We start from the raw sequence: 23,499 nt of genomic DNA, 5'->3' as shown, positions 1-23,499 counted from the left end.
CGATGGAGCAGGTCCGTTGCGGTTGGGCCGGGACGGACCCGCTCTATTGCGCCTATCATGACAGCGAATGGGGCGTTCCGGAACGCGATCCGCGGATGCTCTGGGAAACGCTCATGCTGGAGGGCTTCCAGGCGGGGCTGAGCTGGATCACCATATTGCGCAAGCGGGAAAGCTTTCGCGTTGCCTTTGCAGGCTTCGACCCAGACAGGGTCGCGGCATTCGGCGAGGATGATGTCGATCGGCTGATGGCCGACCCCGGCATCGTCCGGGCCCGCGCGAAGATCGAGGCGACGATCACGGGCGCTCGGATCTTCTGCGCGATGCGGGATGGGGGCGAGGATTTCTCGACCTATGCCTGGGGGTTCGTCGACGGCCAGCCGATCCGGAATGATGGCTTGACCTTCCCGGCCAGGACCGATCTTTCAGAGGCGATTTCCAGGGATCTCAAGCAGCGGGGCTTCAAATTTGTGGGGCCCACCATCGTTTATGCGTGGATGCAGGCGATCGGGATGGTGAACGATCATGCGCTGGATTGCTTCCGGCGGAATGAGGTCTGAAAAAGGCATGAGGCGGTTGCTGCCATTGGCCCTGGCCGTTGCGCTGGCGGGATGTGGCAAGGATGAGATGCCCGCGGCCAATGTCGCGCAATCTCATGCCTCCACACCAATCACCATGCCTGACCCGGCGCCGAACCAAGTTTCTGAGAATATTCCACAAAAGGTTCCACGTGGAACAGATGGAAGCGCGCCGGCCAACTCAGCGGAAGACTCTGCGGACGTCAGGCGTCCTGCGGAAAATGGCTATCGCGCTATCGGAACCGAGCCTTTCTGGGCGGTGACGGTGAAGGGCTCCACCGCCTTGCTGGAACGGCCCGACAAGGCGCCGGCCCGCTATGCGATATCGCGGAACGACGACGGGCGCGCCGTGCGGTTTATGGGCGAGGGTTTTTCGATGACCGTCACCGAAGGACCATGCAGCGATGGCATGAGCGATGCGGTCTGGTCTGACCGCGTAGCGCTCGCTTTCGGCGAAGGGACGCTGAATGGCTGTGGTGGCACACGCTATGATCAGGGTGAACCCTGAAGGCGCATCTTTGCCGATCGGCATGGGGAGCCCCGCCTGTCCTGCCCGAATGGAAGGGCGAGGTGCCAGAGGCCGGAACATAGTTCGGCTTAACCGGAATGAACAGCGGACACGGCAAAAGTCAGGGAAGGCAGGATACTGCCCATCCTGATCTTTTTAGAATTTGAAGATCGTGCCCAGATAAACGGCCTGCGCGTCCTGCCGATCATCGGTCATGGGCGTCAGCCGCCCGGCGAAGCTGTTATTATAGCGCACGCCCGCCGTGACGTTCAGGTTGCGCGTCAGCGAATAGGAGCTCGCCAGGTCCAGCGAATAATCCTTGTCCGCACTGGGGTTGCGGATCGTCGCGGCGGGTTCGCGGCGGCTCTCGATCAGCACCTTCGTGCTGAAACGATCCTTGCGCTCCTGATCCAGCGAGAAATTCCTGGCGCCTGCCATCGGCTCGACGGCGACCGGGTCCAGCTCCTTGCGACCGACGGTTTCGGGCAGGGCGAACTTGCGCCAGTTATGCGCGCTGTTGAGGCTGAAGGCGACCGGCGCGATATTCACCGCATCGATCGTCCGGCTAACCGCGACACGATCGTTCAGGTCGGCGGCACGGACCATGACGGTCACCGAACGCTGCCCGCTCAGCGATCCGCTGGTGGGGGTAAAGCGGAAATTCTGGCGACTCGCGGAGGCGGCGATCTTCGCATAAGCGGCCGCCAGGCGCGAATCCTTGGTCGTCGGTGTGAAGGAAGAAATACTGCCCAATGCGCCCAGCGAAACCGGGATTTCGGCGCGCATCCGCACGAGGTCGGTCGCGGCGCCGATCGCAGGAGACAGCATGAAGCCGGCCACGGCAACTGCCGAGCCTGCCAACGCCATATGTCCCCTTTTCAGGCCCATGATCCGAATCTCTTCCCCGCCGACTAGTTTTCTATCGTCCTTCATATAAGGAAGGCGCTGTAATTGGTAGAGCGCTACCCGTTTTTTGTCCGAGCTGTTGCACGGAACACACAGGACTCATTCCGGTTGCGCGGCGGGCCGTTGCCGCCATGTCCCGGAGTCCCCCTTGCCCATTGCCGCCGGTCCTCTATAGAAGCGAGGCATTTACTCGTTTGATGGGACAATAATGATGGTCCGCCGCTTTTCTTCGCGCCTTTCCTCCGGTCTGCTGCTGGCCGCACTCCTGCCGCTCGCCGCGTGCGGAGGCGGCGCCAAGGACCGCCCCAAGGCGGATCTCGCCGCATCGAAGGTGACGACCATCGGCGTCAACGCCTATCTGTGGCGCGCGAGCCTCGACACCCTGTCCTTCATGCCGATGGTGCAGACGGATTCGAACGGCGGCGTGATCGTCACCGACTGGTACGCCAATCCCAACAGCCCCAATGAACGGATGAAGCTGACCGTCTCGATCCTCGACCAAGATCTGCGCGCCGACGCGCTGCGCATCGCCGCCAGCCGTCAGGTCAGCCAGGGCGGCCAATGGGTCGACGCGCCAGTGCAGGCGGCGACGGTGCAGAAGCTGGAAGAGATCATCCTGACCAAGGCGCGCGACCTGCGCCGCATGGCGATCGCGGGCTGACCGCAACTTATATTCCATTCGGGCCGAGCCTGTCCAAGCCCTGTGCGTTTCTTCGGAATTACGGCCCTTCGACAGGCTCGGGGCGAACGGCAGTTGAGTTAAGGATCATCCATGCAAAGGCGCTTCAACCCGCTTGAGGCCGATGCCCGCTGGCAGGCCGTCTGGGACGAGAAGCAGACGTTCAGGGCGTCCGACAGCAGCGACAAGCCGCGTTCCTATGTGCTGGAGATGTTCCCCTATCCCTCCGGGCGCATCCATATCGGCCATGTCCGCAATTATTCGATGGGCGATGTGCTGGCGCGTTTCCGCCGGATGACGGGGCATGAGGTGCTCCACCCGATGGGCTGGGACGCCTTTGGCATGCCAGCTGAAAACGCCGCGATGGAGAAGAAGGTGCATCCGGGCGCCTGGACCCGCTCCAACATCGCGACGATGCGCGCGCAGCTCAAGAAGCTGGGCTTCGCGCTGGACTGGAGCCGGGAACTGGCGACATGCGAGCCGGATTATTACGGCCAGGAACAGGCGCTGTTCCTCGACATGCTCGAAGCCGGCCTGGTCTATCGCAAGGAATCCGCCGTCAACTGGGATCCGGTCGACATGACCGTGCTGGCGAACGAGCAGGTTATCGACGGCAAGGGCTGGCGGTCCGGCGCCCCGGTCGAAAAGCGCAAGCTGTCCCAATGGTTCCTCAAGATCACACAGTTCGCGGATGATCTGCTGGCCGGCCTCAAGACGCTCGACCAGTGGCCCGACAAGGTGAAGCTGATGCAGGAAAACTGGATCGGCAAGTCGGTGGGATTGCAGTTCCGCTTCAATCTGGATGCGCCAGTGGGTGGAATCGGGGAGCTGGAGGTTTTCTCGACCCGGCCTGACACGATCTTCGGCGCCAGCTTTGCGGCCGTCGCAGCGGATCACCCGATCGCATTGGCGCTGGCGGAAAAGGATGCGGTGCTCGCCGCCTTCGCGGAGGAATGCCGCCAGACCGGCACGGCCGCTGCCGAGATCGAAACCCAGGAGAAGAAGGGATACGACACCGGCCTGTCGGTGATCCACCCCTTCACCGGGCACAAGCTGCCGCTGTTCGTGGCGAATTTCGTGCTGATGGACTATGGCACCGGCGCCGTCATGGCGGTTCCGGCCCATGACCAGCGCGATCTCGACTTCGCGCGCAAATATATGCTGCCGGTCGAGCGCGTCGTCGCGGCCGAGGGCGATGAGCAGAAGGGCATTGGCGAGGAGGCCTATGTCGGCCCCGGCAGACTGGTGAATTCCGGCTTCCTCGACGGCCTGGGCGTCGAGGAAGCGAAGGCGGAAGTGATCCGCCGCGCCGAAGAGGGCGGCTGGGGCACCGGCACCACCGTCTTCCGGCTGAGGGACTGGGGCGTTTCGCGCCAGCGTTATTGGGGCACGCCGATCCCGGTCATCCATTGCGAGGATTGCGGTCCCGTGGGCGTGCCCAAGGACCAGCTTCCCGTGGTGCTGCCCGAGGATGTCGGCTTCGACGTTCCGGGCAATCCGCTGGACCGGCATCCGACCTGGAAGCATGTCGATTGCCCCCGATGCGGCAAGGCGGCGCAGCGTGAGACCGACACGCTGGACACCTTCGCGGATTCAAGCTGGTATTTCATCCGCTTCGCCAGCCAGCCGAAGGACAGGCCGTTCGACCGGGAAACCGTGGAGAAGTGGCTCCCCGTCGGCCAATATATCGGCGGCGTGGAACATGCGATCCTGCACCTGCTCTATGCGCGCTTCTGGACCCGCGCGCTCCAGCATATGGGGCAGTTGGGCTTTGCCGAACCCTTCACCGGCCTCTTCACCCAGGGCATGGTGACGCATGAGACCTACAAATCGCCCGACGGCGCCTGGCTCGCCCCGCAGGATGTGGAGCGGCAGGGCGACAAGGTCGTGATGATCGACGGCGGCGCCTCCGTTACGGTCGGCCGTGTCGAGAAAATGTCCAAGTCGAAGAAGAATGTCGTCGATCCCGATGACATCATCGCCCAATATGGCGCCGACGCGGTCCGCTGGTTCATGCTGTCCGACAGCCCGCCGGAGCGCGACCTGCCCTGGACCGAAGCCGGCATCGAAGGCTCCTGGCGCTTCGTCAACCGCCTGTGGCGCCTGTTCGGGGAGGCCGACAAGGTCGCCGACGGAGCGGACAAGGCGCTGGACCGCAAGCTGCACCAGACCATCGACGGCGTGGCGAAGGATATCGAGGCACTGTCCTTCAACAAGGCGGTGGCGAAAATCTACGAACTCACCAATGCGGTCGAAAAGGCGAAGCCATCGGCCAGCCGCAGCGCGGCGATCCGGGCGCTGGCCCTGCTGGTCGCGCCGATGACGCCACATCTCGCCGAGGAGGCGTGGGCGGACATGGGCGAGGAGGGACTGATCGCGGAAGCCGGCTGGCCCGCCGTCGATCCCGCGCTGCTGGTGGAGGATGAGGTCACCATCGCCTGTCAGGTCATGGGCAAGCTGCGCGACACCATCACCGTGCCCAAGGGCACGGCGAAGGAGGAACTGGAGCGCCTCGCCCTGGCCGCGCCCAATGTGGTGAGGACTCTGGACGGTGCTACGCCGAAGAAGGTGATTGTGGTGCCGGACCGTCTGGTGAATCTGGTCGTCTGAACTCCAGGCATCGGTTCGGGCCCCGCCTGTCGAAGCCCTGCGCTTCTCCCTGGGAGAGCACAGCCCTTCGACAAGCCCGGGGCCAACGGGTATAGGATTGCGCATGAAGCCTTTATTGCCGCTGCTCTTGCTTGCCTCCCTCTCCGCCTGCGGGTTGCGTCCCGTCTATGGCGGAGGCAGCCATGGCGCGGTTGCGCAGGCGCTGGGCCATGTCGAGGTGCAGCCGATCCAGGGCAAGGGCGGCTGGCTGGTGCGCAACGCGCTGAACGACCGGCTGGCGGCGATGACCGGCACCGGACCCAGCTACAAGCTGGTGGTGAAGCTGGACGATGACATCAGTGGCTTCGGCCTGCGTTCCGACGCCGCCGTCACGCGTGAGCGGCGGACCCTGCGCGCGCGCTACCAGCTTATCGACGGCGCCACCGGCGCGCAGGTTCTGGACGATACCGCCGGATCGGACGTTGGCATTGACGTCGTCTCCAGCGAATATGCGACGATCGCGGCGGAAGACACGGCGCTCGAACGGCTGTCCCAGACCATCGCGGACCAGATCATTGCCCGGCTCGCCCGTTTCGCAACGCGGGACAGGTCGCGTTGAAGGCCAATCGGGGCCAGATCGAAAAGGCGCTCGACGCAGCAGGCCAGGGGTCGGCCGCCGACTGCCGCTTCTTCCTGCTCTATGGCCCCGACGAAGCGGGTAGCACGGCACTCGCCCGACGGCTGGAGCGCTCCATGGGGCCGGACGCCGAGCGGATCGACCTGGACGGGCAGACGCTGCGCGACGATCCGGCGCGGCTGGCGGATGAAGCGGCGTCCTTCTCCATGTTCGGGGACAAGCGCTGGATCCGCATCACGGGCATGGGGGAGGAATCGCTGCCTGCCCTCAACGCCCTGCTGGAGGCGGAGGCGGCCGGCAATCCCGTCATTGCCATAGCAGGCGCGCTCAAGGGCACCTCGAAGCTGCTCAAGCTCGTGCTGGACCACAAGCAGACCATGGCCTTCATCTCCTACCAACCCGACGCGCGGGAGGCGGAGCAGATCGCCATCGCGATCGCGCGGGAAGGGGGGCTGCGCCTTTCGTCCGAACTGGGTCGCCGCATCGCGGACTTGGCCAATGGCGACCGCGCATTGATGGCGGGCGAGGTGGAGAAGCTGATCCTCTATCTCGATGCCGCCCCGGATCGCCCGCGCGAGGCGACGGAGGAGGCGCTGAACGCGCTTTCCGCCGATAATCCCGACAGCGACGCCGGGCCGCTGGTGAACGCGGTCCTGGGCGGCGACCTGCGCGGCATGCATCGCGAACTGGGGCGCCTGGCGGAGGCGGGGACGGCGATGGCGGCCGTGCTGCGCCCGCTGCTGACCCGCGCCATGCTGCTTGCCAACATCCGCGCCGACTTCGATGACAGCGGCAGGCTGGAAGGCGCGATAGAGGCGGCGGGCAAGGCGGTGTTCTGGAAGGAAAAGGGCGTCGTCACGCGCCAGGTCCGCATATGGGACGCCGGCGGTATCGCCCGCGTCATCCAGCGCCTCGCCCAGGCCGAACGGGCGAGCCGGTCCGGCAGGGGCCTGGGCGATCTCATGGTCCGCCACGAACTGCTCGCCATCGCCCGCCAGGCAGCGCGGGATCGGTAGGATCTGTCATGTCCCCGGGAAGGCAGGAACATGACGGCGCTGCGCGAAGCCTTCCTAAGCGCTTGATCGGACGGCCACCGACCGCCATATTGCCGGCATGGACAAGCTCAACCTGACCGACGCCGAATGGCGCGAGCGCCTTTCCCCCGAACAATATCATATCCTGCGGGAGGGCGGCACGGAACGGGCCTTCACCGGCAAATATAACGGCAACAAGGCCGATGGCCGCTATTTCTGCGCCGGCTGCGGCACAGAATTGTTCGATGCCGAGGAAAAATATGACAGCGGATCGGGCTGGCCCAGCTTCACCGCCCCCGTCGATATCGACGCGGTGGACGAAATCCGCGACAACAGCCATGGCATGATCCGCACCGAGGTCCGCTGCGCAAAATGCGGCGGGCATCTGGGCCATGTCTTTCCCGACGGGCCGGGCGTCAACGGCCTGCGCTATTGCATGAACAGCGCGTCGCTGGATTTCCAGCCGCGTGACGACGCCGAATAACGGTTCATCGCCGGTACAGCGGACTTTCTCTTGAAACCCTGGGCGATTCTGGTCGATGGCATCACTGGCGGCCGGCAAATCGCGGAAAACACAAAGACGCTGGAGATTTTGCGCGGCCTGCACGGCTTTTCCACTGGCCGCCTTTCCGTTTAGCGCATATCCGGGCGAACCATGGCACGATCAGGCAAGAGCAGCGAACCGCGGGGCAGAGTGAAGACATGGCTGGTGCGGGGTCTGAAGATCGGCCTTGTCGGCGGCCTCAGCGCGCTTGTCGCGATCGTGGTGGCGGTGGTGATCGCCTATCAGTCGCTGCCCGACTATGAATCGCTGAAATCCTCGCCCAATGGCCAGATGATCCGCGTCCACGCCGCCGACGGCAGCGTCATCGTCTCCCTGGGCCCCAGCTTCGGCCGCTGGCTGAGCTACGATCAGATCCCGACGGTGATGGTCGATGCCATGGTCTCGACCGAGGACAAGCGCTTTTATCTTCATCCCGGCGTCGATCCCATCGGCATGGCCCGTGCCGCCTGGGTAGCGCTGGAACGTCGCGGCAGCGGGCGGCGCTGGCAGGGCGCGTCCACCATCACCCAGCAGGTGACGCGCAACATCTTCCTCAACAACAGCTACAGCTGGGGCCGCAAGGTCCGGGAGATGGTCCTGGCCCTCGCGCTGGAGCGCAAATTCTCCAAGCGGCAGATCCTCGAGCTTTACCTCAACAAGGTCTATTTCGGCGGCGGCGCCTATGGCATCGACGCTGCCAGCCGGAAATTCTTCGGCCATCCCGCCACCAGCCTCGACCTTCCCGAAGCCGCGATCGTCGCCGGTCTGGTGAAGGCACCCTCCAGCTATTCCCCGACCGCCGACGCCGACGCCGCCAGGGGCCGGGCGGGCGTGGTGCTGGAACTGATGGAGGAAAACGGCAAGATCAGCGCGGCGGAGCGCGCCAATGCCGGCCTGGAAGCCGTCAAGATGGCCCCAGAACCGCCGCAGAACAGCGTTCGCTACTTCACCGACTGGGCACTGCCCCAGCTCGACACGCTGATCGACGAACCCAATGAGCCGCTGGAGGTCTATACCACCATCGACCTCGGCATGCAGAAGGCCGCGACCGCTGCGATCCAGGCCAATGTGCCTACGGGAACGCAGGGCGCCCTGGTCTCGCTGGACCGCGATGGCGCGGTACGGGCGATGGTCGGCGGACTGGACTATGTGAGTTCCAACTACAACCGCGCCACCACCGCGACGCGCCAGCCGGGGTCGGCGTGGAAGATCTTCGTCTACATGGCCGCGCTGGAGGCGGGCTATACGCCCGATACCGGTATCACCGACAGTCCGGTCGACATCAACGGGTGGAAACCGCGCAACAGCAACGGCCGCTTCTCCGGCGACATCGATATCCGCACCGCCTTCGCCTATTCGGTCAACACCGTGGCGGCGAAGCTGGGCGTGGAGGTGGGCTTCCCCACCGTGGCGGACATGGCGCGGCGCTTTGGCATCACCACGCCGATCAACACCCATCCCTCCATGGTGCTGGGCACGTCGGACGTGCGCCTGATCGACATGACTCGCGCCTTCGCCTCGATCGCGCGCAAGGGCGTGGCCGTGACTCCCTATGGCATCACCAGGGTGACGACCTCCGAAGGCCGCGTCCTCTACGAGCATCAGGATGACACCAGCCGGGTACTGGTCGCGCCCTGGGTCGCGGCGGGCATGACCGACCTGATGCAGACCGCCGTCAGCACCGGCACCGGCAGGGCGGCGCAGATCGGCCGCCCCGTCGCCGGCAAGACCGGCACCACCAGCAGCAACAAGGACGGGTGGTTCCTGGGCTTTTCCAGCGGCATCACCACCGGGGTCTGGATGGGCCGCGACGATGCGCACGCCGTCGGCGTTCTCCAGGGCGGCCGGGCACCCGCGCGTGCCTTTGCCGACTATATGAAGGTCGCCGTCGCGAAACGCCCGGTCGAACAGTTCGAAACCCAGGTGACTTTGCCCGAATGGCAGCTCGAACCGGATAACGAGGCCTATTATGGCCAACCCGACGGCGGGACCGAAGGCGGCATGATGGTCGATGAAAACGGATTGCCGATCGAGCGGGGACAACAGCCGCCCCAGGATGAGGCCCAGCCTGAAGACGGCCAGCAGGCCGCGCCCAATCCCGCCGACCGCCCGCAGCCGCCCCGTTTGGACCAGCAGTGGATCGACAATGTGCTGGGCCGCAACCGGCAGCAGCAGCAGCAACAACGCCAGAATGCGCCCTGATTGCGGCGCGGCATGCGTCTGCAAGGCCAGGGTTGCGCTACCGTAAAAAGCACCCCTGGGCGGTTTTCGGGGAAATCGCTCTAGCCTGCGGCCCTCTGCGCCGTCGCAAAGCGTTTCTGGTCGAGCAGCCCCGTGTCCGGCAGCAGGAAGTCGACCTTCCCCCGCCCGAAATCGATCGCGACCCGGTCGAACAACTTCAGCGCGTCGATGCCGAGCAGCAGCGCAGGCTTGTCCTGAAGCTCCAGTTCCGCGAAGGGCTGGGCATCGGCGAACATCACCGGCATCGCCCTGAGCATGACTTGCCCCATCCGCACCCGTTCGATCAGTCCCGCCTGGCCGAACAACGTCTCCCCGGTCACGCTGGTCAACGACACCAGCTTCAGCGGAGGCGCCTTCTTCTTGCGCAGCAGCCTGTTCATCAGCGCCATGTTGCCGACGCTGATCGATGTGCCGGTGTCGAGGATGATGCTGACCTTCATTCCGTTCACGTCGGAATCGAGCAGGATCAACTGCCCCTTTCGCCGCCGCGCCTCGACCACGATGACGTTGGGATCGCGCAAGCTCCGCTGGCTGCTGCTGATTTCCATCCGTCCTGTGCGAAAATTCATCAGCAGCCGCTTGGCATGGAGGCCGTCCAGACCCAGAAGGCCGGCAGCGCCGATATGCTCCCCCTCCAGCACGGGCGCCTCGATATCGTCCACTACGGTCTTGCCGAAGACCAGGCGCGGAACCGAAACGGTGTCCACCTCGGCCCGGCCGGTCATGCTGATCACCGTCACCCGCTCCCGCAGGGGCAGGGCGAGCCGTTCGGCCAAAGCGCGGGAAATGACCGTGCGTTGCGATCCGGTATCGACGACGAAGTTCCACGGACCCCTGCCGTCGATCTGGATGGGGATGGTGATGCGCGCGTCGTCGCTCGCAACGGTGCGGATCACGGCCGGCGGATCATCCGGGTCCAGAGCAGGACGGTCCTGCGCAACTGGGGCAGGACTGATGGCAGGAGGAGGACTCATGGGGGCAGGGCTGGCAAGCGCAGGACTGGCGATCACCATCGCCATGCCCAGAGCGGCGCGCCAGCGTCCCATCTCCCGTTCCTCCTTATTTTATCCCTGTATAGCATGGCCGCGCCGGTTCCGCCCATCCCATTTCATTGGCGGCAGGGCGCATATTCCCAATTTACCGCTCGCCCATGGCTCAGCCACCTTGACTTGGGCCATGTCGGATCGCTAAACGCCAAACATTCTATCCCGCCCGTCCGGCGCGGGTTCTCCCGAGTCATGAGCCGGGTCAGCCTTCCCCAATTTTACTTCCTCTGTTTCTCATTCCATCGGACTTCACGCGAATGCACCTCAAGGATCTCAAGAAAAAAGCGCCCGCCGAACTCGTGACCATGGCGGAGGAGCTGGGCGTCGAAGGCGCGTCGACCCTGCGCAAGCAGGACCTGATGTTCGCCATCCTCAAGGTCGAGGCCGATAATGGCGAACAGATCATGGGCGAGGGCACGATCGAGGTGCTGCCCGATGGCTTCGGCTTCTTGCGCAGCCCGGAGGCGAATTTCCTGGCCGGCCCGGACGACATCTATGTCTCGCCCAACCAGGTCCGCAAATTCGGCCTGCGCACCGGCGACACGGTCGAGGGCGAAATCCGCGCGCCCAAGGATGGCGAGCGTTATTTCGCGCTGACCAAGCTCATCTCGGTCAATTTCGACGATCCCGAAGTCGTCCGCCATCGCGTCAATTTCGACAATCTGACGCCGCTCTATCCGACCCAGAAGCTGGTTCTGGACACGCTCGACCCGACGATCAAGGACAAGTCGGCCCGGGTCATCGACATCGTTTCGCCGCAGGGCAAGGGCCAGCGCGCCCTGATCGTGGCGCCGCCGCGCACCGGCAAGACCGTCCTGCTCCAGAACATCGCCAAGGCGATCACCGACAACCATCCCGAAGTCTTCCTGATCGTCCTCCTGATCGACGAGCGTCCGGAAGAAGTCACCGACATGCAGCGCAGCGTGAAGGGGGAGGTCGTTTCCTCGACCTTCGACGAACCGGCACAGCGCCATGTCCAGGTCGCCGAAATGGTGATCGAGAAGGCCAAGCGTCTCGTGGAACACAAGAAGGACGTGGTGATCCTGCTCGACTCGATCACGCGTCTGGGCCGCGCCTACAACACCGTCGTGCCCTCGTCGGGCAAGGTGCTGACCGGCGGCGTGGATGCCAATGCGCTCCAGCGCCCCAAGCGCTTCTTCGGCGCCGCGCGCAATATCGAGGAGGGCGGCTCGCTCTCCATCATCGCCACCGCGCTGATCGACACCGGCAGCCGCATGGACGAAGTCATCTTCGAAGAGTTCAAGGGCACCGGCAACTCGGAAATCGTGCTGGACCGCAAGGTGGCGGACAAGCGCATCTTCCCGGCGCTCGACGTCGGCAAGTCGGGCACCCGCAAGGAAGAGTTGCTGGTCGACAAGGCCAAGCTCAGCAAGATGTGGGTGCTGCGCCGTATCCTGATGCAGATGGGCACCGTCGATGCGATGGAATTCCTGCTCGACAAGATGAAGGATTCCAAGACCAACGAGGATTTCTTCGACTCGATGAACCAGTAAGGGGCAGGGCGGTTGTGTCCCTGACGGACGCAGGTCGCCTTCGCTTCAAGCGCCATGTTTTTGGGGCCGTCGGACTTCGGTCTGGCGGCTCCGCTATTTTCAGGGGAACTGTCAGGCCGTGATGATCGACCTAATCGCAACCGCCGCAGCCGCGGCTCAGGGGATCGGCTCACCCGCCGATATCTGGGCCCATATCGTCAACGACTTCAGCAATATCGGCTCGCCCGCCGCGCTGGCGGCGTTCGGACAGGTGCTGATGATCGACGTGCTGCTGGCCGGGGACAATGCGATCGTCGTCGGCGCGCTGGCGGCGGGCCTCCCTGCGGAACAGCGCAAGAAGGTCATATTGATCGGCATCATCGCCGCGCTGGTCCTGCGCATCGGCTTCGCGCTGGTGGTGACGCAGCTGATGCAGATCGTCGGCCTGATCCTGGCGGGCGGGCTGCTGCTGCTCTGGGTCGCGTTCAAGATGTGGCGGGAACTGCACCCGAAACGGGGCGGCGACACCGCCGATACGAGCGACGACGACATATCCGGCCTGCGTCCTGCCAAAAGCTTTGCGGGCGCGGCCTGGGCAGTCGCGGTCGCGGACGTTTCCATGAGCCTCGACAATGTGCTGGCCGTGGCAGGCGCGGCGCGCGACCATCCGGGCATCCTGATCATCGGGCTTGTTCTTTCCGTGGCCCTGATGGGCATCGCGGCCAATATCATCGCCAAATATATCGAGCGTTTCCGCTGGATCGCCTATCTGGGCCTCGCCGTGATCATCTATGTCGCGATCAAGATGATCTATGACGGCTTCGTGGACCATCAGGTCGGCATATTGACGCTGTTCGCATAGTGCAGGCCGATCTGATCGGATCAGATCGGCCTACAGCTTGATCTTGCCGTGATGTCCCATCATGGGATCAGGACAGTGCTTCCCCTGGTTTGCCGCGCCTCCAGCGCGCGGTGCGCCTCTGCTGCATCGGCCAGGGCAAAACGCTGGCCGATGACGGTGTTCACCACCCCGCGCGCCATGCGGTCGAACAGTCTTTCGGCGGTTCGCGCCAACTCCTGGGGCGTAGCGACATAGTCATACAATGTAGGCCGCGTGACATAGAGCGACCCGCCCCGGCTGAGTTCCAGCAGGCTGATCGGCGGGACAGCGCCTGAAGCATTGCCATAGCTGACCATCATGCCGCGCCGCCTGAGAGAGGCGATGGACGCCGCCCAGCTATCCTTGCCCACGCCGTCATAGACAATATCGACGCCGCGCCCGCCGGTAAGCTCCCGCACGACGGACGCCAGGCCTTCAAGGGGTCCGGAGAGGCTGTGATCGGCTTCCACCGTCGCCGCCTTTTCCGGCGAACCGCAATGGGCGATCACGATCACGCCCTTGTCGCGCAGCCACGGCACCAGCACGGAGCCGACGCCGCCTGCCGCCGCATGAACCAGCGCGAACTGCCCTGGCTGCAGGGGCAGGATGTCCTCCGCCAGAAAGCAGCTGGTCATGCCCTTCAGCATCATGGCCGCCGCGTCCTGCGTCGTGACAACGTCCGGGATCCTGACCGCTTGGTCGGCCCTGACCATGCGGTGCGTGGCATAGGCGCCCAGTCCCACGGCACATCCCACCTTGTCCCCGACGGCAAAGCCGACCACCCCGGGGCCGATGGCGGCGACATGCCCCGCCCCTTCGGCCCCCAGGGGAGTTGGCAGCGGCGCGGAATAGAGGCCGCTGCGATAATAGGTGTCGATGAAGTTCAACCCCACGGCATCCTGCGCGATCAGCAATTCGCCTTCCCCCGGCAATCCGGGATCGAACGCCTCCCGCGCGATCACGTCTGGCCCGCCATGGCTGCGCGCCACCATCCGCCATGCCTGCGTCATGCCGGAATCCGATTCAGAGATGAGCGGCGAAGAAATCAGCGGTTCGACCGTCGGCCAGTTCCGCCGCCGCTTCATTGCGGCGCGCGCCCATTTCGGCGGCGAAACCATGATCCAGCCCTTCATAATCATGCAGGATCACATGGCGGTTGTCCTTCAGCCCTTCGTGCATCTTCTGCTGGACCTCGGGCGGGACAAAGCCGTCGGCAGTGGGGATATGCATCAGCACCGGCTTGCCTATGGCATGCTGTTCATTCAGCAACCCGTCAATGCCGACGCCATAATAGGCGACAAAGGCATCGCCGTCCGTACGGCAGGCCGACATGAACGCCAACCGTCCGCCCAGGCAATAGCCGACCAGACCGACCTTGGCATCTTGTCCCAGTTCCGCGCGGGCGGCCTTGATCGTCGCCTCAATGTCCCGAATGCCTTGATTCTGGTCGAATTTCTGGAAAAGGCCAAAGGCCGCCTGAAGATCCTCCGGAATATCGGCGTCGAGTTCGATATGCGGCTCCTCCCGCCAGAACAGGTCAGGCGCCAAAGCGAGATAGCCGGCCGCCGCCCAGCTATCGCATTTGCGGCGAATGCCTTCATTCACGCCGAAAATCTCCTGGATCACCACGATTGCGGCCTTGGGGGTTCCTTCCGGCCGGGCAACATAGACATCGAACCGGGCATCGCCCTCCAGCGTGGAAACGGGTGTGAATGCTGCCATGGGAAAATCCTTCCAATTCGTTCCGGGCCGCCATAATGGCGCTTGCAGGGCGAAGCGCAACCACCTCTGCCGTCAAAAAATTTGCGTTGCGCGCCCTTGTTGCGGCATGAGGCGTTGTAAAGGGCGGCCGCAGCAAGAGGTAGCAAGATATGAAGGTGAGCGTTGATGTCGACTGCACTCCTGCGGAGGCTCGGGCTTTCCTGGGGCTGCCGGATGTGACCCCCATTCACGAGAAATATGTAAAGACGATGCTGGACAGTTTCGATGGCGTAGCGAATGTCGAGCAGATGGAGACGCTGTTCAAAAGCTTTTCGCCACTTGGCGACGCCGGCATGCGCCTGTTCAAGCAGATGATGGACATTGGCCTGTCAGGAATGGCCGGTCAGAATGGCGACAAAAAGTCCGGCTGACCGATCTGCGACGGCGCCTGTGACGGACACCATCTATGCCCTGTCCAGCGGCGCTCCGCCCGCGGGCATCGGCGTCATCCGGATCAGCGGCCCCGCGGCGGGACAGGCGCTGCAGAGCATCGCCGGTCAGTTGCCGCCGCCCAGAAGGGCACGCCTGTCCTCCCTCCACGACCCGCGCGACGGCGCATTGCTCGACCGGGCGCTGACGCTGTGGTTTCCGGGGCCGAACACCGCTACCGGAGAAGATCTGGCCGAATTGCATTGCCATGGCGGCCGCGCCGTCATCGCAGCCGTGGAGGACGCACTGGGTTCCCTGGCAACATTGCGCCGCGCCGAAGCGGGGGAGTTCACGCGGCGGGCCTTCACCAATGGCCGCATGGACCTAAACGCCGTGGAGGGCCTCGCCGACCTCCTCGCGGCAGAGACGCAGCAGCAGCGGCGGACGGCTCTCCTGATGGCGGAAGGTCATTTTTCGCAGCATGTGGAGGGCTGGCGACAGACATTGCTGAACCTTTCCGCAATGACCGAAGCGGCGCTTGATTTTTCCGACGAAGATGATGTCCCGGAAGAGAATATCGACCTGCAAATCCGCCGCGATATCAGTAATTTGGCATTGGACGTCGAAGCCGTGCTCGCATCCCCCTCTGCGGAAAGATTGCGCGACGGCGTTCGCGTGGTTCTGGCCGGTCCGCCCAATGCAGGGAAATCGACCCTGCTCAACCGCCTTGTAGGGCGCGATGCTGCCATTGTTTCCGACGTGGCGGGAACCACGCGCGACCGGATCGAGGTGCCTGCTGCTCTTGGCGGCAGCGCCTTTCTCTTCACCGACACGGCGGGCCTGCGCGATCGCACCAGCGACGCCATAGAGGCCATCGGCATGGACCGTGCGCGTGACGCACTGGCGGCGGCCGACATCATTCTCTGGCTCGGGCCGGCAGCGGATATCCCTCGGCCGGATGCGATAGTGATCGCCGCCCAATGCGATCGTACCAAGGGGGAGGATCGTCCTGGCCTTGAGCTGTCCGCTGTGACGGGGGAGGGGATGGATGCTCTGATATCCATTTTGCTGGACCGCGCCGCTGCTCTCTTGCCGGGTGAGGGGGATTACGCACTGCATCGGCGACAGCGCGATGCAGCGGCGTTGTTGCATGCGCATCTGACGCAGGCATATGGATCGGATGATCTGCTGATCGTGGCGGAGGAGTTGCGGCAGGCGCGCACGGCTATTGACCAGCTAACGGGGCGGGCCGGCACAGAAGACATGCTTGACCGCCTGTTCGCCGGCTTCTGCATCGGAAAATAGCCATGTTCCACGTGGAACAGTTTTGACCGGAGCGCCCCAATTCTGTTAAGGGGCGCGCATGCGAACAAGCTATGACGTGATCGTGGTCGGCGGCGGCCATGCGGGCTGCGAAGCGGCGAGCGCTGCGGCGCGAAAGGGCGCGTCCGTCGCCCTGCTGACCTTTGACAAGGCCACGGTCGGCGCCATGTCCTGCAACCCCGCCATCGGGGGCCTCGGCAAAGGCCATCTGGTGCGAGAGGTCGATGCGCTGGACGGGCTGATCGCCCGCGCTGCCGACGCCGCCGCGATCCACTATCGCATGCTCAACAGCAGCAAAGGCGCAGCAGTCCAGGGGCCGCGCATCCAGGCGGACCGCAAGCGCTATCGCGCCGAAATTCATCGACTGCTCGCCGCTCAGCCGGGACTTCATATTGTCGAGGGTGAGGCAGTCGGACTGCTGCTGACCATGGGCGCGATTGCGGGCCTGAGCCTCGCCGATGGAAGCACGCTTCATGCTCCCACAGTCGTGCTCGCGACCGGCACATTTCTGGGCGGCAAATTATTCCGTGGTGAAGAGGCGCTGACCGGCGGCCGCACAGGGGAGAGGGCGGCAACGGCCTTGGGAGTTCAGCTTCGCGCCCTGGACCTGCCAATCGGAAGGCTGAAGACAGGGACGCCGCCACGGCTGGATGGCCGGACCATCGATTGGGCCCGGCTGGAGGCGCAGCCATCGGATAGCGAAGGCTGGACTATGTCGGCCCTGTCAGCATCCCGCACATTGCCGCAACTCAGTTGCGCGATCACGCGCACCAATGACCGGACGCACGCAATCATCCGGGACGGTCTGGGTCGCTCGCCCCTGTTCAGCGGAGCGATCGAGGGGCGGGGTCCACGCTATTGCCCCTCCATCGAGGATAAGGTGACCCGCTTCGGCGACCGCGACGGACACCAGATATTTCTCGAACCGGAGGGGCTCGACGATCATCTCGTCTATCCCAACGGCATCAGCACTTCGCTGCCCGCCGATGTGCAACTGGAAATGGTAAGATCCATGACCGGACTGGAAAGGGCCGAGATCGTGGTGCCGGGCTATGCCGTGGAATATGACCATATTGATCCGCGCGCCCTGGACGCAACGTTGGAAGTTCACGCCATTTCAGGTCTCTTCTGCGCGGGGCAGATCAACGGCACGACCGGATATGAGGAAGCAGCGGCGCAGGGACTGATTGCCGGGATCAATGCGGCGGCCAAGGCGATGGCGGATGAACCGCTCATCCTCGATCGGGCAAGCAGTTATATTGGCGTAATGATCGACGATCTCGTCCTGCAGGGCGTCACCGAACCCTATCGCATGCTGACCGCCCGGGCCGAATATCGCCTGCGGCTGCGCGCCGACAATGCGGGAACCCGGCTGTCGAAAATCGGGTTCCGCCATTCCGTTTTGGGGCCGGAACGCTCAGCCCATTATATTCGGCGCGACCAGGACCGTGCCGCGGTGAACGAGGAACTGAGCCGTTCCTTTTCGGCAACGGAGATGGCGAAGTCCGGCGCGACGGTCCGGCAGGATGGCGCACGCAGGACCTTGTTCGAATGGGCACGTTTTCCGGAAGTCGGGCGCGCCCTGCTTTTCGATCTCGCACCCGTTCTGTCCCGAATAGCGCCTGACCTGCGCGACGAGATATTGGAGGACGCGCATTATGCGCCCTATCTCGAAAGGCAGGAGGCCGAGATAGCGGAAATGCGCCGCAATGAACGAGTGGTCATCCCGGCGGATTTTGATTTCGCCTCCATCGGCGGCCTGTCGACGGAAATGATCGAGCGGCTCAACCTTGCTCGCCCGGACACGCTGGCCGCCGCCGGGCGCATCCGCGGGATCACGCCTGCAGCCCTGGCAGCCGTTCTTGTTCACATCAGGCGGCGCGCCGCGTGACGGAAGAGGAAGCACGGCAATGGCTGCAAGTGCGTTTCGATGTTTCACGTGAAACATGGCAGCGCCTCGAACGCTATGTGGCCATCCTTCTGGAGGAGATGGGTCGCCAAAATCTCATTGCAGAATCGACCCGCCCCCAGATCTGGTCCCGCCATGTCGCTGATTCAGCACAATTGATTCCGCTCGCCGGGAACTGGCAGGGTCCGTGGGTCGACCTGGGATCGGGCGCCGGCCTGCCGGGCGTTGTCGTCGCCATCCTTTCCCAGACTCCCGTCCAGATGGTGGAATCCCGGCGCAAGCGGATCGACTTCCTCAATTCGGTCATCCAGGCCCTCGATCTTCCGAATGCGAGCGTCTTTGGCGGCCGCGTGGAAGCCGTGCCGCCCATGACGGCAGCGGTCATCAGCGCCCGTGCCTATGCGCCCTTACCCAAACTTATCGACTCGGCGGCACATCTGGCTGGCGAAAAAACGATATGGGTGCTGCCAAAAGGACGAAATGCGCAGAATGAACTGGAGGCCGCGACTCGATCATGGCAAGGTGTGTTCCACGTGGAACGCAGCGTGACCGATGCCGATAGTGCCATCATCGTCGCGCAGGCGATCCGATCCGCCAGGAGGAAAGCCCGAGGATGATCTGTATTGCGATAGCCAATCAGAAGGGGGGCGTCGGGAAGACCACCACCGCCATCAATCTGGCCACCGGGCTGGCCGCTACTGGACTGCGCGTCCTGCTGGTCGACCTTGATCCTCAGGGCAATGCATCGACCGGGCTTGGCGTCAATCAGGCCGATCGTGTCCAATCCAGCTACGACCTGCTGGTCGGCAATTGCGCGCTGGAAGATGCGATTATCAGCACCCGCGTGCCCAAGCTCGACATCGTCCCTGCCACGCAGGACCTTTCCGGCGCGGAAATCGAGTTGATCGAATATGAGGAGCGGACGCATCGTCTGGAACGGGTGCTCACAGAAGCACAACCAGGCCGCTGGGACATCTGCCTGATCGATTGCCCGCCATCGCTCGGCCTGCTGACCATCAACGCGATGGTCGCGGCGCAATCGCTGCTCGTCCCGTTGCAATGTGAGTTCTTCGCTTTGGAGGGACTGTCCCAGCTTCTTCAGACCGTCGAACGCATTCGTGGTCGTTTCAATCCCGGCCTGTCGATCATGGGCGTTGCGCTCACCATGTATGACCGACGCAATCGCCTGACAGATCAGGTGGCCGACGATGTGCGGGCATGCCTTGGCGACCTGGTATTTTCCACGGTCATCCCGCGCAATGTCCGATTGTCGGAGGCGCCCAGCCATGGCGTACCGGCGTTGATCTACGATTTCCGCTGCTCGGGATCGGAAGCCTATATGCGTCTGGCGCGTGAATTGATCGCGCGCCTGCCCCGGCAGGAGGTTGCTGCTTGAATAACGACAATGCAATGAAGTCGGCGAAGCGTCCCCATGGTCTTGGTCGCGGACTGTCCGCCCTGCTCGGCGATGTGGCGCGGGAAGAGCCTGTCGCGCCGACCTCTGTGATGCCGCCCTCCACCAAGGCGATCCAGAGCATTGAAGTGGCGCTTATACAGCCGCATCCGGAACAGCCCCGTCGCCATTTCGACGAAGGGGCGTTGCAGGAACTGGCCGAAAGCATCGGCAAGCGCGGCGTGATTCAACCGATCATCGTCCGTCCCCATGGCGGCGGCTTTCAGATCGTCGCGGGGGAACGCCGGTGGCGCGCCGCGCAGCGCGCTCAGCTTCATCGCATCCCCGCCATTGTGCGCGATTTCGACGAAGCAGAGACGCTGGAAATCGCGCTGATCGAGAATATCCAGCGCGAAGACCTGAACCCCATCGAGGAAGCGGAGGCCTATCGCAAGCTGATCGCCGAGTTTCAGCACAGCCAGGAAGCGCTCGGGCGCCTGGTCGGCAAGTCGCGCAGCCATGTCGCAAATCTGATGCGCCTGCTGGATCTGCCCCGGCCCGTCCAGCAGCAGGTGATCGAACAGAAACTCAGTATGGGCCATGCCCGCGCGCTCATCGGCGCGCCCGATTGCGAAAATCTTGCGCGCACCGTCGAAACCAGGGGCCTGTCCGTTCGCGATACCGAACAACTCGTCCGCCGCGCGAAGAAGGGCGATGACGCCCCCGGTCGCAGGCGTGGCGTCGCCATCAAGGAAAATGATCCGGACATCGCGGCGCTGGAACAGCATCTCGCCGACATATTGGGCGTAAAGGTCGATATAGACTATGCGCAGGGCGGCAGCGGCATACTCTCGCTGCATTATTCCACGCTCGACCAACTGGACATGCTATGTCAGCGCCTCTCGGGCGAGCGCATCTGACAGCCCGGTAAAAAGAACCGGTGCGCAGCCGCATTTAGCTGCGGCGGCCACTGGTCTTTTCGCCTTCAACTGCCTAGCCTGATCGCATGGCAGACAATTCATCCTCTCTCACAATAGCCCATGTCACCCGTCGTGAGGACTATCGGCCGCCGGACTGGCTGGTGCCTGAAATCGCGCTGGATTTCGACCTGGATGCCGCGTCCACGCGCGTCCATGCGACATTGTCGGTCACGCGGAACGGCGATCACGACCAGCCGCTGAAATTGGATGGCGACGGCCTCCTGCCGCTTGAAATCAGGGTCGACGGCGCGGTTCTTGCGACCAACCAGTGGTCCATGGAGGGCGGGACGCTGGTCATCGCACTTTCCGGTCCCTCCCATATCGTTGAAACGTTCGTGGAGATCGCCCCCCAGGACAACAGCAAGCTGATGGGGCTTTACGCCAGCGGCGGCCTGCTTTGCACCCAATGTGAGGCCGAGGGTTTCCGGCGCATCACCTTCTTTCCTGATCGGCCCGACATTCTGTCGCGCTATTCGGTGCGAATGGCGGCGGACAAGACGCTCTATCCGGTTCTGCTCGCCAATGGCGATCCGGTGGAGCAGGGGGAACTGCCCGATGGCCGGCACTGGGCCCGCTGGAACGATCCCTTTCCAAAGCCCTGCTACCTGTTCGCGCTGGTCGCGGGCGACCTGGCCTGCAATTCCGACCATTTCATCACGATGAGCGGGCGGGAAGTGCGGCTGGGCATCTGGGTCAGGGAAGCCGACCTGCCCCGCACCGCCCATGCCATGCAGGCGCTCAAGAACAGCATGGCATGGGACGAGCGGGTCTATGGCCGGGAATATGATCTGGACGTGTTCAACATCGTCGCCGTAGCCGATTTCAACTTCGGCGCGATGGAGAACAAGGGCCTCAACATCTTCAATTCGCGTTACATATTGGCCGATCCGGAAACCGCGACCGACATCGACTATGATGGTGTGGAAGGCGTTGTGGCGCATGAATATTTCCACAACTGGTCGGGCAATCGCGTCACGTGCCGCGACTGGTTCCAGCTCAGCCTGAAGGAAGGCTTCACCGTCTTTCGCGACCAGAATTTCTCCGCCGACATGGGGTCGCATGCGGTCAAGCGGATCGAGGACGTCCGTATCCTGCGCGCCGCGCAGTTCCAGGAGGACAGCGGACCGCTCGCCCATCCGGTTCGGCCAGAATCCTACATGGAAATCAGCAACTTCTACACTGCGACCATCTACAACAAGGGCGCGGAACTGATCCGCATGATGGCGCTGATGCTGGGGCCGGAGCGTTTTCGTGCCGGAACCGACCTCTACTTCAACCGGCATGACGGGGAAGCCGCAACCTGCGAGGATTTCGTCCTGGCTATGGAGGAGGGGGGTGAGATCGACCTCAGCCAGTTCCGCCTCTGGTATCAGCAGGCCGGCACGCCGCATGTCCGCGCCTTGCTCCACCATGATCCCGCTGCCCAGACCGTAACCTTGCTACTCGAACAAACGGTTCCACCGACTCCAGGGCAGCCCGAAAAGCGGCCCATGGCCATCCCTCTCCGCACCGCCCTTTTCGACCCGGAAACCGGCCGGAACCGGGGTGACGAGCTGCTGATGCTGAGGGAGACGCGCCAGAGCTTCACTTTCGAGGGCTGGACGACAGCGCCGATCCTGTCCATCAATCGCGGCTTTTCCGCGCCGGTCATTGTCGAAACCAACCGCAGCCAGGCCGATCTTGCCTTCCTGTCTGCTCATGACGACGATCCCTTCGCCCGGTACGAGGCCATGCAGCAACTGATGGTCAATGTGCTGGTCGGCCGCATTGGCGGGCAGGCGGTCGATGAAGAGGCGGTGATCGCCGCGATCCGCAACACCGCCGACGACCCGCTGCTGGACCCAGCCTTCGTCGCGGAGGCGATCCGCCTCCCAAGCGAAGCCTATCTGGGCGACCAGATGGCGGTGGTCGATCCCGACGCGATCCACGTCGCGCGCGATGCGCTGCAAAGGCGCATAGGTACCGAACTGGAGCCGCTCTGGCGCGACATTCACGCCAGGACCAAGGCCAATGCCTTCGCCCTGTCGTCAACCGCCAAGGGCGCGAGGAAGCTGCGTAACACGGCTCTTCTCTATCTGGCGGCTTCCGGTGCGACGGATGGTCCGGCTGTCGCCTTCGGCCAGTTCAGCGAGGCCGACAACATGACCGAACGGCAGGCGGCGCTCGCGACATTGGCGAACGGCACCAGCGCGGAACGGGAAGCAGCGCTCGACATCTTCTACAACCGCTACCGCGACGATGCGCTGACGCTCGACAAATGGTTCCAGACGCAGGCCTTCGCCTTCCATCCGGACACGGTCGACCTGGTCGAGGAACTGGGCAGGCACAGGGACTTCACCCTGACCAATCCCAACCGGGTAAGGGCGCTTTATGGTGCCTTCGCGGGCAACCAATGGGCCTTTCACCACCGTTCGGGCAAGGGCTACCGCTTGATCGCGGACTGCATCATCGCGCTCGACAAGCTCAATCCACAGACCGCCGCGCGCCTGGTGCCGCCGCTGGGGCGCTGGAAGCGCTTCGATGAAGGACGTTCGGCGCTCATGCGGGCGGAATTGCAGCGTATCCTGCTCCAACCCGGCCTCTCAAAGGACGTGACGGAACAGGTCAGCAAGAGCCTGGAGTAACGGAGATC

21 protein-coding genes are annotated in these 23,499 nt (G+C 63.8%); 17 read left to right on the top strand and 4 right to left on the bottom strand.

Going from position 1 to position 23,499, the window contains the following annotated elements; all coding sequences use genetic code 11:
- The first annotated feature begins 2 nt into the window (after nt 1-2).
- Together MRBLMC3_RS07560 and MRBLMC3_RS07555 are read left to right on the top strand one after the other, a co-directional pair.
- Nucleotides 3-557: a DNA-3-methyladenine glycosylase I gene (locus MRBLMC3_RS07560; protein ID WP_363827252.1), complete on the top strand. Its 555-nt coding sequence runs from the start codon at nt 3-5 to the stop codon at nt 555-557.
- A 19-nt stretch (nt 558-576) separates the two neighbouring features.
- Nucleotides 577-1,083 (top strand): membrane-like protein, encoded by a 507-nt coding sequence (locus tag MRBLMC3_RS07555; RefSeq protein ID WP_363827289.1) that lies wholly within the window; start codon nt 577-579, stop codon nt 1,081-1,083.
- A gap of 156 nt (nt 1,084-1,239) precedes the next feature.
- Here MRBLMC3_RS07555 and MRBLMC3_RS07550 read toward each other — a convergent pair whose 3' ends face one another.
- Entirely contained in the window at nt 1,240-1,971 is a 732-nt protein-coding gene (locus MRBLMC3_RS07550) for a hypothetical protein (protein ID WP_363739763.1), read from the bottom strand.
- Nucleotides 1,972-2,200: 229 nt separating this feature from the next.
- Here MRBLMC3_RS07550 and MRBLMC3_RS07545 point away from each other — a divergent pair, with 229 nt between their 5' ends.
- The 6 genes from MRBLMC3_RS07545 to MRBLMC3_RS07520 all read left to right on the top strand — a co-directional run bounded on the left by MRBLMC3_RS07545 (nt 2,201) and on the right by MRBLMC3_RS07520 (nt 9,674).
- Nucleotides 2,201-2,650: a DUF3576 domain-containing protein gene (locus MRBLMC3_RS07545; protein ID WP_363739802.1), complete on the top strand. Its 450-nt coding sequence runs from the start codon at nt 2,201-2,203 to the stop codon at nt 2,648-2,650.
- A 111-nt stretch (nt 2,651-2,761) separates the two neighbouring features.
- Nucleotides 2,762-5,278, top strand: coding sequence for a leucine--tRNA ligase (leuS, locus tag MRBLMC3_RS07540; protein ID WP_363827249.1), 2,517 nt, complete (start codon nt 2,762-2,764; stop codon nt 5,276-5,278).
- A 103-nt stretch (nt 5,279-5,381) separates the two neighbouring features.
- Nucleotides 5,382-5,876, top strand: coding sequence for an LPS assembly lipoprotein LptE (gene lptE, locus MRBLMC3_RS07535; RefSeq protein WP_363739759.1), 495 nt, complete (start codon nt 5,382-5,384; stop codon nt 5,874-5,876).
- Complete coding sequence (gene holA / locus MRBLMC3_RS07530) at nt 5,873-6,910, top strand: DNA polymerase III subunit delta (RefSeq protein ID WP_133654504.1); 1,038 nt, start codon at nt 5,873-5,875, stop codon at nt 6,908-6,910. The genes lptE and holA overlap by 4 nt, the downstream gene beginning before the upstream one ends.
- Before the next feature lie 97 nt (nt 6,911-7,007).
- A complete protein-coding gene (gene msrB / locus MRBLMC3_RS07525) occupies nt 7,008-7,412 on the top strand; it encodes a peptide-methionine (R)-S-oxide reductase MsrB (RefSeq protein WP_133654503.1) in 405 nt (134 codons plus the stop codon).
- Nucleotides 7,413-7,583: 171 nt separating this feature from the next.
- Nucleotides 7,584-9,674, top strand: coding sequence for a transglycosylase domain-containing protein (locus MRBLMC3_RS07520; protein ID WP_363827246.1), 2,091 nt, complete (start codon nt 7,584-7,586; stop codon nt 9,672-9,674).
- A gap of 80 nt (nt 9,675-9,754) precedes the next feature.
- Here MRBLMC3_RS07520 and MRBLMC3_RS07515 read toward each other — a convergent pair whose 3' ends face one another.
- A complete protein-coding gene (locus tag MRBLMC3_RS07515) occupies nt 9,755-10,759 on the bottom strand; it encodes an aspartyl protease family protein (RefSeq protein ID WP_363827243.1) in 1,005 nt (334 codons plus the stop codon).
- A 257-nt stretch (nt 10,760-11,016) separates the two neighbouring features.
- On the opposite strand from MRBLMC3_RS07515, the gene rho reads away from it, so the two are divergent.
- Both rho and MRBLMC3_RS07505 read left to right on the top strand, forming a co-directional pair.
- Entirely contained in the window at nt 11,017-12,273 is a 1,257-nt protein-coding gene (rho, locus tag MRBLMC3_RS07510) for a transcription termination factor Rho (protein WP_133654500.1), read from the top strand.
- Between the two features lie 121 nt (nt 12,274-12,394).
- Nucleotides 12,395-13,114, top strand: coding sequence for a YjbE family putative metal transport protein (locus MRBLMC3_RS07505; RefSeq protein ID WP_363739800.1), 720 nt, complete (start codon nt 12,395-12,397; stop codon nt 13,112-13,114).
- 59 nt (nt 13,115-13,173) lie between these two features.
- Here MRBLMC3_RS07505 and MRBLMC3_RS07500 read toward each other — a convergent pair whose 3' ends face one another.
- Together MRBLMC3_RS07500 and MRBLMC3_RS07495 are read right to left on the bottom strand one after the other, a co-directional pair.
- The gene (locus MRBLMC3_RS07500) at nt 13,174-14,142 is read right to left on the bottom strand and encodes a quinone oxidoreductase family protein (protein ID WP_363756460.1); all 969 of its coding nucleotides are present in this window, start codon (nt 14,140-14,142) and stop codon (nt 13,174-13,176) included.
- Between the two features lie 13 nt (nt 14,143-14,155).
- Nucleotides 14,156-14,854 carry a dienelactone hydrolase family protein gene (locus MRBLMC3_RS07495; protein ID WP_133654499.1) on the bottom strand — a complete coding sequence of 233 codons (699 nt, stop codon included), beginning with the start codon at nt 14,852-14,854 and terminating at the stop codon, nt 14,156-14,158.
- Between the two features lie 149 nt (nt 14,855-15,003).
- On the opposite strand from MRBLMC3_RS07495, the gene MRBLMC3_RS07490 reads away from it, so the two are divergent.
- The 7 genes from MRBLMC3_RS07490 (at nt 15,004) to pepN (ending at nt 23,491) form a co-directional block, all read left to right on the top strand.
- A complete protein-coding gene (locus tag MRBLMC3_RS07490; RefSeq protein ID WP_133654498.1) occupies nt 15,004-15,264 on the top strand; it encodes a DUF6489 family protein in 261 nt (86 codons plus the stop codon).
- 19 nt (nt 15,265-15,283) lie between these two features.
- Nucleotides 15,284-16,567, top strand: a complete 1,284-nt coding sequence (gene mnmE / locus MRBLMC3_RS07485; RefSeq protein ID WP_363827286.1) for a tRNA uridine-5-carboxymethylaminomethyl(34) synthesis GTPase MnmE — start codon at nt 15,284-15,286, stop codon at nt 16,565-16,567.
- Between the two features lie 58 nt (nt 16,568-16,625).
- On the top strand, nt 16,626-18,476 hold the full coding sequence (gene mnmG, locus MRBLMC3_RS07480; RefSeq protein ID WP_363827239.1) for a tRNA uridine-5-carboxymethylaminomethyl(34) synthesis enzyme MnmG: 1,851 nt from the start codon (nt 16,626-16,628) through the stop codon (nt 18,474-18,476).
- Nucleotides 18,473-19,111, top strand: coding sequence for a 16S rRNA (guanine(527)-N(7))-methyltransferase RsmG (gene rsmG, locus MRBLMC3_RS07475; protein ID WP_363827236.1), 639 nt, complete (start codon nt 18,473-18,475; stop codon nt 19,109-19,111). Before mnmG ends, rsmG begins: the two co-directional genes overlap by 4 nt.
- A complete protein-coding gene (locus MRBLMC3_RS07470) occupies nt 19,108-19,890 on the top strand; it encodes a ParA family protein (RefSeq protein ID WP_363739742.1) in 783 nt (260 codons plus the stop codon). Before rsmG ends, MRBLMC3_RS07470 begins: the two co-directional genes overlap by 4 nt.
- 14 nt (nt 19,891-19,904) lie before the next feature.
- Nucleotides 19,905-20,807 (top strand): ParB/RepB/Spo0J family partition protein, encoded by a 903-nt coding sequence (locus tag MRBLMC3_RS07465; protein WP_414714633.1) that lies wholly within the window; start codon nt 19,905-19,907, stop codon nt 20,805-20,807.
- Between the two features lie 86 nt (nt 20,808-20,893).
- Nucleotides 20,894-23,491 (top strand): aminopeptidase N, encoded by a 2,598-nt coding sequence (gene pepN / locus MRBLMC3_RS07460; protein ID WP_363827234.1) that lies wholly within the window; start codon nt 20,894-20,896, stop codon nt 23,489-23,491.
- The last annotated feature ends 8 nt before the right edge of the window (nt 23,492-23,499 follow it).

This window comes from Sphingobium sp. LMC3-1-1.1 (genome assembly GCF_040676285.1).
GTDB lineage: Bacteria > Pseudomonadota > Alphaproteobacteria > Sphingomonadales > Sphingomonadaceae > Sphingobium.
Note: the sequence above shows the minus strand (reverse complement) of the source record. Positions and strands in the feature narration are given on the sequence as shown.

What these genes read in the sequence shown, in the direction of transcription:
- MRBLMC3_RS07560 (WP_363827252.1), top strand. Translation starts at nt 3, where the DNA reads ATGGAGCAGGTCCGTTGCGGTTGGGCCGGGACGGACCCGCTCTATTGC.
- MRBLMC3_RS07550 (WP_363739763.1), bottom strand. Translation starts at nt 1,971, where the DNA reads ATGGGCCTGAAAAGGGGACATATGGCGTTGGCAGGCTCGGCAGTTGCC.
- MRBLMC3_RS07545 (WP_363739802.1), top strand. Translation starts at nt 2,201, where the DNA reads ATGGTCCGCCGCTTTTCTTCGCGCCTTTCCTCCGGTCTGCTGCTGGCC.
- leuS (WP_363827249.1), top strand. Translation starts at nt 2,762, where the DNA reads ATGCAAAGGCGCTTCAACCCGCTTGAGGCCGATGCCCGCTGGCAGGCC.
- lptE (WP_363739759.1), top strand. Translation starts at nt 5,382, where the DNA reads ATGAAGCCTTTATTGCCGCTGCTCTTGCTTGCCTCCCTCTCCGCCTGC.
- msrB (WP_133654503.1), top strand. Translation starts at nt 7,008, where the DNA reads ATGGACAAGCTCAACCTGACCGACGCCGAATGGCGCGAGCGCCTTTCC.
- MRBLMC3_RS07520 (WP_363827246.1), top strand. Translation starts at nt 7,584, where the DNA reads ATGGCACGATCAGGCAAGAGCAGCGAACCGCGGGGCAGAGTGAAGACA.
- MRBLMC3_RS07515 (WP_363827243.1), bottom strand. Translation starts at nt 10,759, where the DNA reads ATGGGACGCTGGCGCGCCGCTCTGGGCATGGCGATGGTGATCGCCAGT.
- rho (WP_133654500.1), top strand. Translation starts at nt 11,017, where the DNA reads ATGCACCTCAAGGATCTCAAGAAAAAAGCGCCCGCCGAACTCGTGACC.
- MRBLMC3_RS07505 (WP_363739800.1), top strand. Translation starts at nt 12,395, where the DNA reads ATGATCGACCTAATCGCAACCGCCGCAGCCGCGGCTCAGGGGATCGGC.
- MRBLMC3_RS07500 (WP_363756460.1), bottom strand. Translation starts at nt 14,142, where the DNA reads ATGACGCAGGCATGGCGGATGGTGGCGCGCAGCCATGGCGGGCCAGAC.
- MRBLMC3_RS07495 (WP_133654499.1), bottom strand. Translation starts at nt 14,854, where the DNA reads ATGGCAGCATTCACACCCGTTTCCACGCTGGAGGGCGATGCCCGGTTC.
- MRBLMC3_RS07490 (WP_133654498.1), top strand. Translation starts at nt 15,004, where the DNA reads ATGAAGGTGAGCGTTGATGTCGACTGCACTCCTGCGGAGGCTCGGGCT.
- mnmG (WP_363827239.1), top strand. Translation starts at nt 16,626, where the DNA reads ATGCGAACAAGCTATGACGTGATCGTGGTCGGCGGCGGCCATGCGGGC.
- MRBLMC3_RS07470 (WP_363739742.1), top strand. Translation starts at nt 19,108, where the DNA reads ATGATCTGTATTGCGATAGCCAATCAGAAGGGGGGCGTCGGGAAGACC.
- MRBLMC3_RS07465 (WP_414714633.1), top strand. Translation starts at nt 19,905, where the DNA reads ATGAAGTCGGCGAAGCGTCCCCATGGTCTTGGTCGCGGACTGTCCGCC.
- pepN (WP_363827234.1), top strand. Translation starts at nt 20,894, where the DNA reads ATGGCAGACAATTCATCCTCTCTCACAATAGCCCATGTCACCCGTCGT.